At 36.3% G+C, this 13,152-nt stretch carries 10 protein-coding genes; 7 read left to right on the top strand and 3 right to left on the bottom strand.

Annotated features, from left to right (window positions below; translation table 11 throughout):
• Window positions 1-163: 163 nt before the first annotated feature.
• Complete coding sequence (locus tag ES765_RS16280; RefSeq protein ID WP_138115369.1) at window positions 164-1,021, bottom strand: flagellar motor protein MotB; 858 nt, start codon at window positions 1,019-1,021, stop codon at window positions 164-166.
• Between the two features lie 435 nt (window positions 1,022-1,456).
• Here ES765_RS16280 and glgP point away from each other — a divergent pair, with 435 nt between their 5' ends.
• From glgP to ES765_RS16245, 7 genes are all read left to right on the top strand, one after another.
• Window positions 1,457-3,994 carry an alpha-glucan family phosphorylase gene (gene glgP, locus ES765_RS16275; RefSeq protein ID WP_138115368.1) on the top strand — a complete coding sequence of 846 codons (2,538 nt, stop codon included), beginning with the start codon at window positions 1,457-1,459 and terminating at the stop codon, window positions 3,992-3,994.
• Between the two features lie 91 nt (window positions 3,995-4,085).
• Complete coding sequence (locus tag ES765_RS16270; protein ID WP_138115367.1) at window positions 4,086-4,538, top strand: pyridoxamine 5'-phosphate oxidase family protein; 453 nt, start codon at window positions 4,086-4,088, stop codon at window positions 4,536-4,538.
• Window positions 4,539-4,728: 190 nt separating this feature from the next.
• Window positions 4,729-4,977 carry a cation-transporting P-type ATPase gene (locus ES765_RS22980; RefSeq protein WP_138115410.1) on the top strand — a complete coding sequence of 83 codons (249 nt, stop codon included), beginning with the start codon at window positions 4,729-4,731 and terminating at the stop codon, window positions 4,975-4,977.
• Between the two features lie 526 nt (window positions 4,978-5,503).
• The gene (gene ppsA, locus ES765_RS16260) at window positions 5,504-7,912 is read left to right on the top strand and encodes a phosphoenolpyruvate synthase (RefSeq protein WP_138115366.1); all 2,409 of its coding nucleotides are present in this window, start codon (window positions 5,504-5,506) and stop codon (window positions 7,910-7,912) included.
• Between the two features lie 516 nt (window positions 7,913-8,428).
• A complete protein-coding gene (locus tag ES765_RS16255; protein ID WP_138115365.1) occupies window positions 8,429-8,668 on the top strand; it encodes a hypothetical protein in 240 nt (79 codons plus the stop codon).
• Window positions 8,669-8,808: 140 nt separating this feature from the next.
• Window positions 8,809-9,021: a hypothetical protein gene (locus ES765_RS16250; protein WP_138115364.1), complete on the top strand. Its 213-nt coding sequence runs from the start codon at window positions 8,809-8,811 to the stop codon at window positions 9,019-9,021.
• 63 nt (window positions 9,022-9,084) lie between these two features.
• The gene (locus ES765_RS16245; RefSeq protein ID WP_138115363.1) at window positions 9,085-9,309 is read left to right on the top strand and encodes a hypothetical protein; all 225 of its coding nucleotides are present in this window, start codon (window positions 9,085-9,087) and stop codon (window positions 9,307-9,309) included.
• An 811-nt stretch (window positions 9,310-10,120) separates the two neighbouring features.
• On the opposite strand, the gene ES765_RS16240 is transcribed toward ES765_RS16245, so the two are convergent.
• On the bottom strand, window positions 10,121-11,143 hold the full coding sequence (locus tag ES765_RS16240; protein WP_138115362.1) for a transporter: 1,023 nt from the start codon (window positions 11,141-11,143) through the stop codon (window positions 10,121-10,123).
• A gap of 1,195 nt (window positions 11,144-12,338) precedes the next feature.
• Window positions 12,339-12,968, bottom strand: coding sequence for a LysE family translocator (locus ES765_RS16235; protein ID WP_138115361.1), 630 nt, complete (start codon window positions 12,966-12,968; stop codon window positions 12,339-12,341).
• Window positions 12,969-13,152: the final 184 nt, after the last annotated feature.

Below are 13,152 nucleotides of genomic sequence, written 5' to 3'. Positions count from 1 at the left end.
GATTTGTGTAATACATATAATCGATTAGGAAAAATTTCCTTTTACATGGCCTTAGACTTTTTTGATATTTACAGTGAAGACAATGCTGTGCCGCATAGGAATGTTTATTAAACCCATAAATACGATATTAAGTAACTTTCTTAAAGCTTGTTTGATAGGGGTTTTAATCCTTACTGTTCGCTGTTGGTGGTTCTAACAATTCAAAAAATTGGTCGAGTTTAGGTAGAATTACGATTTCCGTCCTTCGATTTTTTGCACGCTCTTCGACAGTTTCATTCGTGGTCTTGGGTAAATATTCAGATCGACCACCAGCGGTCATCCGTGAAGGTTGAACCCCAAATTTAAGTTGCATTAAACGGACTATTGATGTTGCCCTTTTGACGCTCAAATCCCAATTATCGACCATACACGCATTTGAAATAGATACATTGTCTGTATGACCTTCCACCAGAATATCAAGTTCTTTATGGTCGTTGACAATTTTGGCTATCTTGCCAATAACCTCTTCTGCACGGTTACTGATTTGGTAACTGCCCGATTGAAACAACATTTTATCAGAAATGGATACGTAGACCACGCCTTTTTTAACCTCTATATTGATATCCTCGTCATCAATATTGTCTAACGAACGTTTAAGGTTCATAACAAGTACAAGGTTGATGCTATCTTTACGTTGCATCGATGTGGTCAGGTCTTTTATATATTTGTTCTGTTCGTTTAGGGCCACTAAAGATTGTTTGATACTTTCCGCACCCGATTTACTCAGCACCGAAAGATCTGATAAGCGCGCTAGCAAATCTGTATTAGTACTTTTAAAATATTCCATTTGTTGTTCTAGGGACTTTGCTCGATTTTTTTCATTATCAAGATTGGTTGCCAATAGCGTATTTTCATTCTGGCTATTTTTTAGGTTGTTATCGCAAAGTGCAGCGCTGTCTTTTACAACAGTATATTTCTTCTGGCTTACGCATGATGCGAAAAATAGTGTAATGATAATGGCGGTGAATTTTAGTATTTTCATTTAATTCAATTTTAGATAGGTAATATTAATTTATGTATGCAAAGTAACACTCCAAAAAGAGGCTTGAAATGATATAGGTCATACCTGATTTATAATCGAAAACGGGGTTAGCGTCAATTTTGGCAGTAGGGCTATAACTGAAATGGAAGAGTGCCGAACACATGAAAAAATGCATGAAACGTAATTTAATTTTTAAGAAATGGAATTTGAAGTGTTCATAGATAGGGCCATTCTAAATTTTATATCTTAACATGACATAGGTCATTCATTGAGATCAGATTACCAAATATCTTTCCAACATAAAAATAAATTTGTACTAGGGAGTTCTGTATATACAAATCAGATATCTATTAACTATAGAATTTACAGCCATATCAATTAAATAATCAAGAGGATTAATTCTGAATTTTAAAAAAGTTACCTATATAAAAACAGATGGCAGAATCAATTAACAATAACCAAGTATATGGGTTTTTACCCACCGATATTGAAGGGGTAGATACACTTGCATCGCTTGCCCTCGACTTACGGTGGTCTTGGAACCATGCGGTAGATGAAATCTGGTACCAACTTGACGCAGATCTATGGATGGATACTCATAATCCATGGGTTGTATTACAAAATGTATCCCGCGAAAAGCTTATGAAGTTAATGGTCGATCAGACATTCAGAAAAAAAATGGATGATATGATGAAGTCGATGGGAAAATCGATTTCGGAGCCTGCTTGGTTTCAAAAAAACCATCCAAAATCATCTCTTACGTGCATCGCCTATTTCAGCATGGAGTTCATGCTCAGTGAAGCATTGCCGATTTATGTAGGTGGCCTAGGGAATGTAGCAGGTGATCAACTAAAGTCAGCCAGCGACCTTGGCGTGCCTGTGGTGGCTGTTGGATTACTGTACCAACAAGGTTATTTTAGACAAATTATAGACCAGCATGGTACCCAACAAGCCCTTTTTCCTTATAACGACCCCGGACAACTTCCTATAAGCCCATTACGCCTACCCAATGGCGAGTGGTTAAGATTTGCATTGAACTTAGGCAATCAGAAAATTTGGTTGCGCACCTGGCAAGTTCAAGTGGGCAGAGTAAAATTATATTTAATGGATAGCAATGACCCGGCCAATAGTCCAATTCACAGGGCTATTACCAGTGAAGTATATGGTGGCGGTTCTGACTTACGCATACAACAGGAAATTATATTAGGTATTGGTGGATGTAAATTGCTACAGGTTTTAAACATAAAACCAGAAGTTTACCACATGAATGAAGGCCATGCTGCTTTTTTGGTTTTGGAACGTGCCAGTGCTTTTATTAAAGAGAACGGAGTAACTTTTGAAGAGGCCTTGTTTATTACTCGTGCAGGTAATCTATTTACCTCCCATACTGCAGTTGCTGCTGGTTTTGATCATTTTAATCCATCGTTGATGTGGCGTTTTTTTGGTGATTACGCGAAGAACGATTTAGGTATTGATTTTAATGATCTTCTAGATTTGGGCCGAAAGAACCCATTAGATTCTTCGGAGAATTTTAACATGGCTTTCCTTGCTATTCATGGTAGTGGAGCAGTGAATGGGGTAAGTCGTTTGCATGGCGAAGTGAGCCGCCAACTTTTTAAGAACTTGTTTCCACGATGGACAAAGAATGAAATTCCAATAGGTTCGGTAACCAATGGCGTCCATATGCCAAGTTGGGACTCGGAATTTGCGGATAAGATTTGGACAGAGACTTGCGGAAAAGAACGTTGGCGAGGAAATCTTGAAAAACTAGAAGGAGATATCTCAGGGGTAACAGATGCACAGCTTTGGCAACTTCGTAATGATTCTCGTAATAAATTAGTGAATTATGCGCGCGAAAGATTTGCAAAACAAGTAGAGGCTACTGAAGAGCGACCCGAAATTGATGTTATTGCAACTGATATTCTTGATTCAAATACACTGACATTAGGTTTCGCTAGGCGTTTTGTACCCTATAAAAGACCGAACCTACTATTGCATGATCCCGAACGATTTATTCGAATATTGACTAATCCTGAGCGGCCGGTACAACTTGTTATAGCGGGCAAATCACCCCCATTTGACGAGTCAGGAAAAGCAATGATTAGGCAATGGATACAGTTTATTCAACAACATAATTTATATCACCACGTAATCTTTTTAAGTGATTATGATATGTTGCTGGCCGAACATATGGTGCAAGGTACAGATGTATGGATTAATACGCCAAGACACCCTTGGGAAGCCTGTGGAACAAGCGGTATGAAAGTATTGGTAAATGGCGGGATAAATTTATCCGAATTGGATGGATGGTGGGCTGAAGCTTATTCCCCAGAAGTTGGATGGGCATTAGGAGATACTCAGAACCATGATAATGATGCTAATTGGGATGCAGTAGAAGCAGATTCACTTTACCGATTACTTGAACAGGAGGTTGTTCCTGCTTTTTACAACCGTAATAATGAGGATATTCCTGAGCAGTGGATAGCTAAAATGCGGAATAGTATTTCAACATTAACACCAAAATTTTCAGCTAATCGTGCTATACGGGAATATACAGAAGAATATTATATACCCGCAGCAACCAACTATCAAAAAAGGGCAGCTAAAGAAAGTAGTTTGGGAAAATCAATTGTTAGTATTATGCATGATTTAAAAAAACAATGGGATACCTTACAATTTGGCGAAGCTTCCGTAGAATATGTTGAAGGTGGTTTTCAATACATAATATCCGTATCGTTGAAGGCCATTGACCCTACTACTATTTTGATTCAGCTTTTTGCCAATGAACTTAATGGAGGGTTGCCTGAAATAATAAATATGGAGAGCGGTTTCGATAAAATGGAAGGTGTACAAACCTATCATACAAATGTTTGCACAACACGCCCTGCCAACGATTATACAGTTCGCATCATTCCAAATTTTGATGGTGTATCGGTGCCATTGGAAGTTAATCTGATTCGATGGCAACATTAATTTTTAAAGGTGCGGTACATTTAAAAAAATGAGAAACAACCACCTAAATAGATATTGAGGTCCTAATGACTAATTAAAAAAACACATTTTAATGGAAAATTTATCGAATAGCGAAATCATTACCCTTCTTAAGAAGAATTATTTAGGCCATTTGGCATATATTTCTAACGGTAGACCCTCTAGTTTACCTATTACATATTACTTTGATGAAGCTAATAATGCTATCATAAGCTATTCGTCTGAGGGTCATAAAATAGATTCAATGCGTGAAAATGGCTCGGTTTCACTACAAGTAGAGGAAGTGAAATCGAATAGCAACTGGCTTTCGGTTTTAGTACATGGTACTTTCGAAGAATTAAGTGGTAGTGATGCAAAGTCCCAATTGCATCAATTTACAAAGGGTGTTAAAAGTGTTATTACAAAAAAAGAGCATTCCCATCCAGAATTTATTAGTGAATTTTCAAGCAAATTATATTTAAAAAGTGTTCCCATTGTATATCGAATCAACATAATTGAGATAACTGGTAAACGTAAGGAGACCTAAACATAATCAAATTATCTCAATGTGTTTGATTTTCTTTCTATCCTCAAAATATACAGAAGACTAATTGCATAAAACTAGAGTTAATGGCCAATGGCAGAATACCTTTTTGGAGCAACGCAACAGAAGAAATCGTAAACTCCTTAAAATCGGACCTTCTCAATGGCCTCGTCAGTGACGAAGTGTTCACAAGATTACGGGGGCTGGCACTAATACGATAGTAGAAAATAAACATGTTTTAAATTTACTATTTTTGTTCAACCAGTTCAAAAACCCCTTTATGGCACAACTACTGATTGCTGATATACTTGCCTTCTTTTTGGGCAAACATGTTGATACCATAATCATATTCAATATTATTATTTTTAGCGGATTTTTGAGTTTTTGCCAGGAAACGATTGGACACAAAAACTCCAAGAAAAGAAACATGCGCAGATTATAAAAAAGTTTTAGATCAAATTTAAAAAACCATAAGGTTCATAAGTTCCTTATCGGTGCCATTATTTCCAGAGTACATTTTTTCGGCCTTATCCTCGCCAGATTGAGCAGAATGTAACAACGTAAATTTTTTCTTATAAATATTTGTGGTTCATTAACCTATGTTGCAGTGTATCTGAGTTTAGGTATTTTCTTTCATAATGCTATGGAAAAGCTCATAGCAAAAATCGATAGTGTACGTCATTCTATATTTGGTATTTTTATTCTCGTTATGGCCGCTGTTATTAGTTTGACTGTAAGTAAATGGTTTTCTAAATGATATGCATTAGCAGTAACATTAACCTCACATTGGTCATACAGTAGATGCTGCATTAGTTTCAGTAAGTGAAGTGATGAATACGGCCCAAGAGTCTGCCACTTTTTTGGTCAAAAGATTCGGAGCGCTTAGTAATGATTTTTGAGACGGACTGATTTAAATCATTGCAAACCAATGTACATTTTTGGAATTTCATGCTTATAAAAATTCTGTTATGCAAAATTACATAAAGCACTTTAATGAAATTGATATACACAATGTTCCTGAAGTAGGGGGTAAGAATGCTTCATTGGGTGAAATGTTCCAAAAACTGACATCGAAAGGGGTTCGGATTCCTGATGGATTTGCCACAACATCAGCCGGTTATTGGCTCTTTTTGGAGGAGGCGCAGCTAAAGGATAAAATATTCAAAGAGCTCGAAAAACTGGACAAAAAAGATTTTTCCAATTTAAGGAAGGTCGGGGCAGCTATACGAAACTATATTGGAAAAGCAGAATTTCCTCAGGCCATTAAAACCTCTGTGGAAAAAGGGTATAATGCTTTGGTGAAAAATTACGGGAAGGAGATTTCCTTAGCAGTTCGCAGTAGCGCTACCGCAGAAGACCTACCTAACGCCAGTTTTGCAGGACAGCAAGAAACGTATCTTAACGTAAAGGGTATCGATGAATTGATAGCGGCCTGCCATAAATGCTATGCCTCGTTGTTTACCAATAGAGCCATCAAATACAGGGAAGACAATCATTTCGACCAGACAAAGGTAGCGCTGTCGATTGGCATTCAATTGATGGTTCGTTCGGATCTGGCCGCCTCGGGCGTAAACTTCACCCTGGATCCCGATACGGGTTTTGATAAGGTGGTGCTGATTTCGAGTGTATGGGGCCTTGGCGAGAACATTGTGCAGGGTAGTATCAATCCCGACGAATATTTTGTTTTCAAACCCAGTTTGAAAACGGGTATTCGCCAACCGATTATTTCAAGAAAATTGGGAAGTAAGGAAAAGACCATGATCTATGATCCATCTGGTAGCGGTACAGTGAACCTCGAGACCAAAAAAGAGAAAATGGAACAATTTGTCTTGACCGATTCAGAAGTAGTAAAACTTGCAGAATGGTCCATAATCATTGAAGATCATTATAATCGTCCCATGGATATAGAATGGGCGAAAGATGGACTAACCAACGAACTATTCATTGTACAAGCAAGGCCAGAGACCGTGCAAAGTGCCGTAAAGGACAAGCTTAAGATTACAACCTATAAATTGTTGGAAAAAGGTCAAGTGATTACCAAAGGAATGGGTTTAGGTAACAAAATATCCTCTGGAAAGGCAAGAATTCTTCATAGCCCGAAGGAGTCTGATAAGTTACAGCAAGGAGAAATTTTAGTAACCGAAAAGACCGATCCCGATTGGGATCCAATCCTTAAAAAAGCAGCTGGTATCATTACGGACCAAGGTGGGCGCACCAGTCATGCGGCTATTGTTGCCCGTGAAGTGGGTGTCGCGGCCATTGTAGGAGCCATAAATGCAACCAAGACCATCAAAGATGGAGAAGATATTACGATTTCCTGTGCTGACGGCGATACGGGTGTTGTATATAAAGGATTACTAAAATGGGACGAAACGGAAGTAGACACAAAATCCCTCAAAAAACCGAAAACGAAACCTATGCTTATTTTGGCCGATCCAGAGCAAGCATTCAAACTATCGTTTTATCCCGCAGAAGGTGTCGGACTGATGCGCTTAGAATTCGTAATCAACAATTCTATACAGATACATCCCATGGCCTTAAGGCATTTTGATACCTTAAAAGATGCTTCGGCCAAAATGGAAATTGAAAAATTGACCCACCACTATCCCGATAAGTCCGATTATTTTGTACATAAGCTAGCAGAAGGTATTGCCAAGATTGCGGCAGCCTTCTACCCTAAAGATGTTATCGTGCGCACAAGTGATTTCAAATCTAACGAATATGCCAACTTAATTGGCGGAAAAGAATTTGAACCGTTAGAGCGTAATCCAATGATAGGTTTTAGAGGTGCATCTCGCTACTATCATCCTAAATATCAAGATGCTTTTGAGCTGGAATGTAAAGCGATGAAAATGGTTAGAGAAGATATGGGCTTCGATAATGTAAAGATTATGATACCCTTCTGTCGCACCTTAAAAGAAGCTGATAAAGTGATAAATCTTATGGCCAATCAAGGATTAAAGAGGGGAGAACAAGGTCTACAGCTTTATATGATGACCGAAATACCCAACAACGTAATTCTGGCGGAAGAATTTGCCAAATATTTTGATGGTTTTTCCATCGGATCCAATGATCTTACTCAGTTGACCTTGGGCGTGGATAGGGATTCTGAACTATTAAGCGATATTTTCGATGTCAATGATGTTGGGGTGAAAAAAATGATTGCAATGGTTATCGCCTCAGCCTATAAAACCCACACTAAAATCGGATTATGTGGGCAGGCTCCTAGCGATTTTCCAGAGTTTGCTCAATTTCTTGTTGAAAACGGGATTAACTCCATCTCATTTAACCCCGATGCATTGATTACGGGAATAAAGAATATTAATATAGCTGAAGCAGACAAGGTTAGTTTTGGAATGGCCTCAAACAGTAATTGAGCAAGTCGGCATTGACAGTTTAACGAGAGGAGGTCAAAAAGGTCATAGGCTATTTAGAGCAAAGTTCAAATTAAGGATGGTATTTTACGAATTTCAGCACAAGAATTGATTAATCAATTGTAAGAAGTCCAAGGTCAAAATCTTTGGATGGGTCAAAACTATTCCAAAAGACTTAACAATATATTTAGGAATCGCACGAAACCATTTCAAAAACGACAGGGATTTTACCATTATAGACAAAGGCGGAATCAACCTAGGTTATAGGTTTTGATCTGTAGCATATTCCTTTTATAATATTGACCTCCTTCTTATGGTTCTGAACTTTCACTATGAAGACACTCTGTATTTACTATGTATAGCTTGAAATAAATGAGGAATATGGTCATAAAAATACTGTGTTTAAATATTAGAATTGTAGATTCAATGAATAAGCAGTTTATCATTATTTTAAAGTGTTTTAAATACCAAAGCGGTTTTAGAAAATTCCTAACCTAATTACTTAGTTTTAAATTAATTATGCAAAACCTAAGAAATCTATTGGATAAACTAGAGAAGGAAAATCGTTTAAGTAAGCTGAGTAGTTTAAAACATGATATCGATATTGAGTTGTCGAATCTTCCATCCTTTACCCAAGAGAGAAGAGAGTTTTGGGATAAGACCTATGCTTTCCATAAATATCAGATACGTGAAGGAGTAAAAATAATGTTTTTAGATATCCCGAATCTCTTTGATTTTTTAGTTATTGCTGAAGATTAAAGTATTAGAGTTCAAATGAAGGATAGTTCATGGTATTGTGGCTTAATGGCTAGGCAGGACTCTATAGGAGTCTTCACACAGGTTTTAATCCATTCGATGCCTAGCTCAGTGGGATATAGAATAGATAATTCAAATAGAGGATGAAAGAAGAAGAACTAGAGAAAATCAATCCTATACTTAAGGAAACATTTCAACCGTTGCTTAACAAAGGATTTATTACCAAAGAAGAATTTAATGAGATAATTACTTCCGAAATATCCAGTCCAGATACCTACCTGGTCAACTTATTCGGCCAATCCCGAACAAACGAGATCGAGAAAGCAATGAAACTAGACCATGCAAAGTCTAGATAAAGGCTAGGACACCATGTCGGCGAACCAAAACAGAATTAAAAGAATAAATGGAAAATAACCATTATGTCTGAACCGGAATTGAAGAAGGGTCAAAGCTTCACATATTTGGACCAATATGAAACTGTAGAAGCCAGAGTAATCTATGCCAGAACAATAGAAGGATTCAGTGCATTTAAAATTCATGTCAATGGTAGACCGGTGGTTATAACCAGGGCTTTCATATTGATGTTGGATAAACTGAATGATCTGATCGGGAAATATCAACTGATAGAATCAAAGTCCAAATAAGGAACGAGGTGGGACACAGTGTCGGCGACTCAAAACAAAATTAGAAGTTTAAATAAGGATGATATTCCTACAACAAACAATAACCTTCATTCTTTCAAATTTGTTATAAGTAAACAATAATATCCAAGTCTTATAAAAAATAAGACTTTAAGAGCATACAACTACTGTTTGATTAGTGAATAAATATTATTGAAAATAACTTTTTTACCACATAATTAAAACACTTTTTCAAATATTATAGGGCAACTATTGAGTAATAGTTGCCCTAGCTTCAACCTTAATTGACTTGATTCTTAATCAATGAAAATATTAATCTAAGTGAATATGATAAACCAAAGTGATAATATCAAGATTATAAATGGATGGCACTGCATTTATGTTCAGTATAAAATCATTATAACAAAACCAATATTTAATCTATAAATGCGAATCAATTCCTTAGTTGTAAGGCTTTTGAAGAATAAATATATACTTTCAAAATGTTGCACCTATGTTGTACCTAATAAAAAAACCCAAGACTTTCATCTTGGGTTTTCCTTTGTTTACTGGGTAGCGAGAGCGGGGCACGATCCCGCGACCTCCGGGTTATGAATTCAACTCTTAAATCACAAAATGCCTAAAAATGGCCTTTGTGGGATGCTATATTATAAAAATCGTGTTCCAAAACGTGTTCAGTTTCGTGTTCACTATTGTGATTAATAATTTAATTGCAATTTACAATAAGTTTTGATTTACATGAAAGAAATACGGCCTTTTAAGGCCTATACATTCACGTAGTTCACAGGCCATTTTTATACACGGTTGAGCATAGTTATTCTTTATGTCCGATTGTGTATTGAACTCCAAATGTTACCATTAAAGTGTTTTTCATTTGAATTCCATTCACCTTTTGATAGGTAGGAATTTTAACTTCTGCTGCCAATCGTAAGTTTTTTAAACTACCTTTTGGTATTAAGAAATTTGTTCCTAAACCAACATCCAATTGACTTCTTCCTGAATTAGCCGTATTGAACAAAGGCATCATCATTGGATTTAAGTCTGCGTCAACACCGTCTATTTTCTGTGTGTTGAAATAGCTCAAGCTTGTTGAAAAACTAAAATAATCAGAAATCTTAACTGCGCCCCAACCTACTATATTAAAGCGATTACCGAAGGTGTAGTTTTCAGAGTTCTCTCCTAATCTAAATTTATACATTGATTGAGCGCCCCAAGAAAATTTTTCAGATTGCCCCAAATAGGTTAAGCCTATAGTTGGGTCCCAAGTTCCGCTACCCAACTGCATAGGGTACGCTAATTGTGCATCATTCATCATAGGTGTTGTATCACGCTGGTCAATATCACCTAGTGGAATCGAAATTCCAACATTACCGTGTAATGATTGTCTGTTTTTGTTCATTATCTTTATTAGGCTACTCAAAGAAATGTCACCTAAACCACCTGATTCTGTTTTGAAATTAACTCCCATTCCTGTTCTTAAGTCCATAGAATTGGAGATGTAATTTCCCATAACCATTAGCGTAATTCGGTCAGAAGGTGCATACATAATACCAAGCATATGCATATTCATTTGCATTTTTTGCGGTGCAACCATAAAATTCTGATAAATATCTTCATTTGAGATGTCATCAGTAGATTGTAAGTTACCGTTCATCCACATAAGCATATACCTATATGAGAACATAAATTCACCTTTCTTATGATAATGGTCGCCCATAACACTTATTGGTGCGTGACCATCTGGTCTCGCCGAACTCCATTGATTTTCTTGTGCTACTGCTATATTAGAGCATAGCAGAATAATGCCCACTATGGGCAATATGATTCTATTGTACATTATTTACTGTTTTGTTAATTGAAATTAAGAATATTTTGAGTCTCCAATCAATTGGAAACTAATCTGATATCCAATTAACATTTGGGTGGTGGTGTAGGGGGTGAGATGGTTAAATCTTTTATTGAAAATTGAAAAAAGACGTTATATTTTTGAGAGATTGAATCAGTAACTGCTAACTTTGGAAATTCAGAACTACAAATAAACATTGGAATTCTTTCCTGCTCGACTGTGGGTATTTTTTTGTCTTGTTTTTCAGATTCTTGATCTTTTTTTAATTGTTTGCTTAAGTAACACGTTCCGTTACAGTTTGACATAGGTTTGTCTTTGTTTATACAAAGCACTTCTGAAATGTATTCATAATTAACATAGTATTCCAAAAAAGGCAATAGAGGTCTTACTTCTGCAAAACAGAAGATGATTAATATGCATATAGCTATTTTCGGTCTCATTCTAATTATGCCCAACGTTTGGTAATCTATTAGACAAGGGGAGTTTCACCACAAGGCTCTAAGAGAACCGTGCTTGAAAGTCTCCCCTCACACGGCTCTTCTAATTTGTAACAAATATAAGCTCATCCTCTTTCAAGTTGGCAAACGGTATTCCAAATTAGCTAAGCCCTTCGCTTCATCTCCATTACAGAAACTTCGTCACTACTACGGCTTAGTCTGCCACTACATACACTATCGGTATTTTGCCTCTAGGTTGTGCCTATTACACATTTCCCTTAACATTTGTATGCAGCTTCCCAAGTTCCATAAATAAGCCCAAATAAAGTTCTTGCCATCTGAATGACGCCAGCCTTACAGAAAATAAATAGGTGGTCTCTGTAATTGATGTTATAAACAACATCACTTTTTACTCCGTATCATACTTCGTAGCTTTTGACTGGAGGTAGCAACTTCTCGACACCTCTCTCATGGATTGGATTCTCCTAAACGCTCAGTATCAAGACTATTAATCAAAGCACCTTTAGTTGGTTTAGGGCCATCGCCTATACAACGACCCTGATGGACCTACCATCATCATACTTAAATCATGCAGCCATTTTATTGCCCGGCTACTTCTTGGCACAATATGTTTAGTTGTAAGGTTAAGTAACTAATTTAGAAAAAATGAAACGAACCAGAGGAAATTCCGAAGGAATTTCCAAGTTTGCTATAACCAAGCAATTAATTATACACGTTGTATGCCGTTTTTAATTATTTGTTCGTTTTACCATTGAAAGCATCAATCCACTCAATATTAAAAGTGAACCAACTATTTTATTTTGTAGATGAACTTTTTCTTTATTTTCTAAATAACTTTTCAACTTGGTTGCAAAATGTACATATGTTAGAAGAGAGATTCCATCTAAAATCAAAAAAGTAATTCCTAGAATAATTACCTGAGGAATAAAAGGTAGAGTTTCGTTTATAAATAGAGGAAATAACGAGGCAAAAAAAACGATAGCCTTTGGGTTTGCTGCTGACATTAAAAACCCTTCAGTATATAAATTAAAGAAACTTCTGTTTTTTAAATCACTCTTTTTTAGTTCTGTTTTCGGAATAGTTATTATTTTTTTAACTCCAATAAAAATTAAATATGCAACTCCAAGCCACTTAATTATTTGAAATAGTTCACCAGATGAAATAACAATTGTGGCGAGTCCAGCAGATGCAACAATTATCTGTAACAAATTGGCTGATAAATCCCCTAAAATTGTTCCACTCGTTTTCTTTGCTCCATACTTCATACTATTAGCAGTTGCAAGTAAAACACTTGGCCCTGGAGTGCAGACCAATATTAGTACCGTTCCAATAAAGGAAATAAAAAGTGTCAAATCCATAATTTTAGTTTGATATATTTCTGCAGCAAAATTATTTCAGAAGAGATTAATATGGAAGCTGAGTTCAACCCATAAGTGCAACACACTTATTTTTTAGGACTTCAATTGGGTTATTATAATTAAACTTTCTAATAGGTCTGTAATTTAATAATCTTTCTACTTCCTTTATTCTTTTTTCAGTAAT

The sequence above is a fragment of the Maribacter sp. ACAM166 genome (assembly GCF_005771495.1).
Lineage (GTDB): Bacteria > Bacteroidota > Bacteroidia > Flavobacteriales > Flavobacteriaceae > Maribacter.
The sequence above is the reverse complement of the archived record's forward strand: the minus strand, read 5'-3'. Positions and strand labels throughout refer to the sequence as shown.

Coding starts and splice junctions, on each gene's coding strand:
- ES765_RS16235 (WP_138115361.1), bottom strand. CDS start 12,968: ATGGATTTGACACTTTTTATTTCCTTTATTGGAACGGTACTAATATTG.
- ES765_RS16255 (WP_138115365.1), top strand. CDS start 8,429: ATGCAAAACCTAAGAAATCTATTGGATAAACTAGAGAAGGAAAATCGT.
- ES765_RS16250 (WP_138115364.1), top strand. CDS start 8,809: ATGAAAGAAGAAGAACTAGAGAAAATCAATCCTATACTTAAGGAAACA.
- ES765_RS16280 (WP_138115369.1), bottom strand. CDS start 1,021: ATGAAAATACTAAAATTCACCGCCATTATCATTACACTATTTTTCGCA.
- ES765_RS16240 (WP_138115362.1), bottom strand. CDS start 11,143: ATGTACAATAGAATCATATTGCCCATAGTGGGCATTATTCTGCTATGC.
- glgP (WP_138115368.1), top strand. CDS start 1,457: ATGGCAGAATCAATTAACAATAACCAAGTATATGGGTTTTTACCCACC.
- ES765_RS16245 (WP_138115363.1), top strand. CDS start 9,085: ATGTCTGAACCGGAATTGAAGAAGGGTCAAAGCTTCACATATTTGGAC.
- ppsA (WP_138115366.1), top strand. CDS start 5,504: ATGCAAAATTACATAAAGCACTTTAATGAAATTGATATACACAATGTT.
- ES765_RS16270 (WP_138115367.1), top strand. CDS start 4,086: ATGGAAAATTTATCGAATAGCGAAATCATTACCCTTCTTAAGAAGAAT.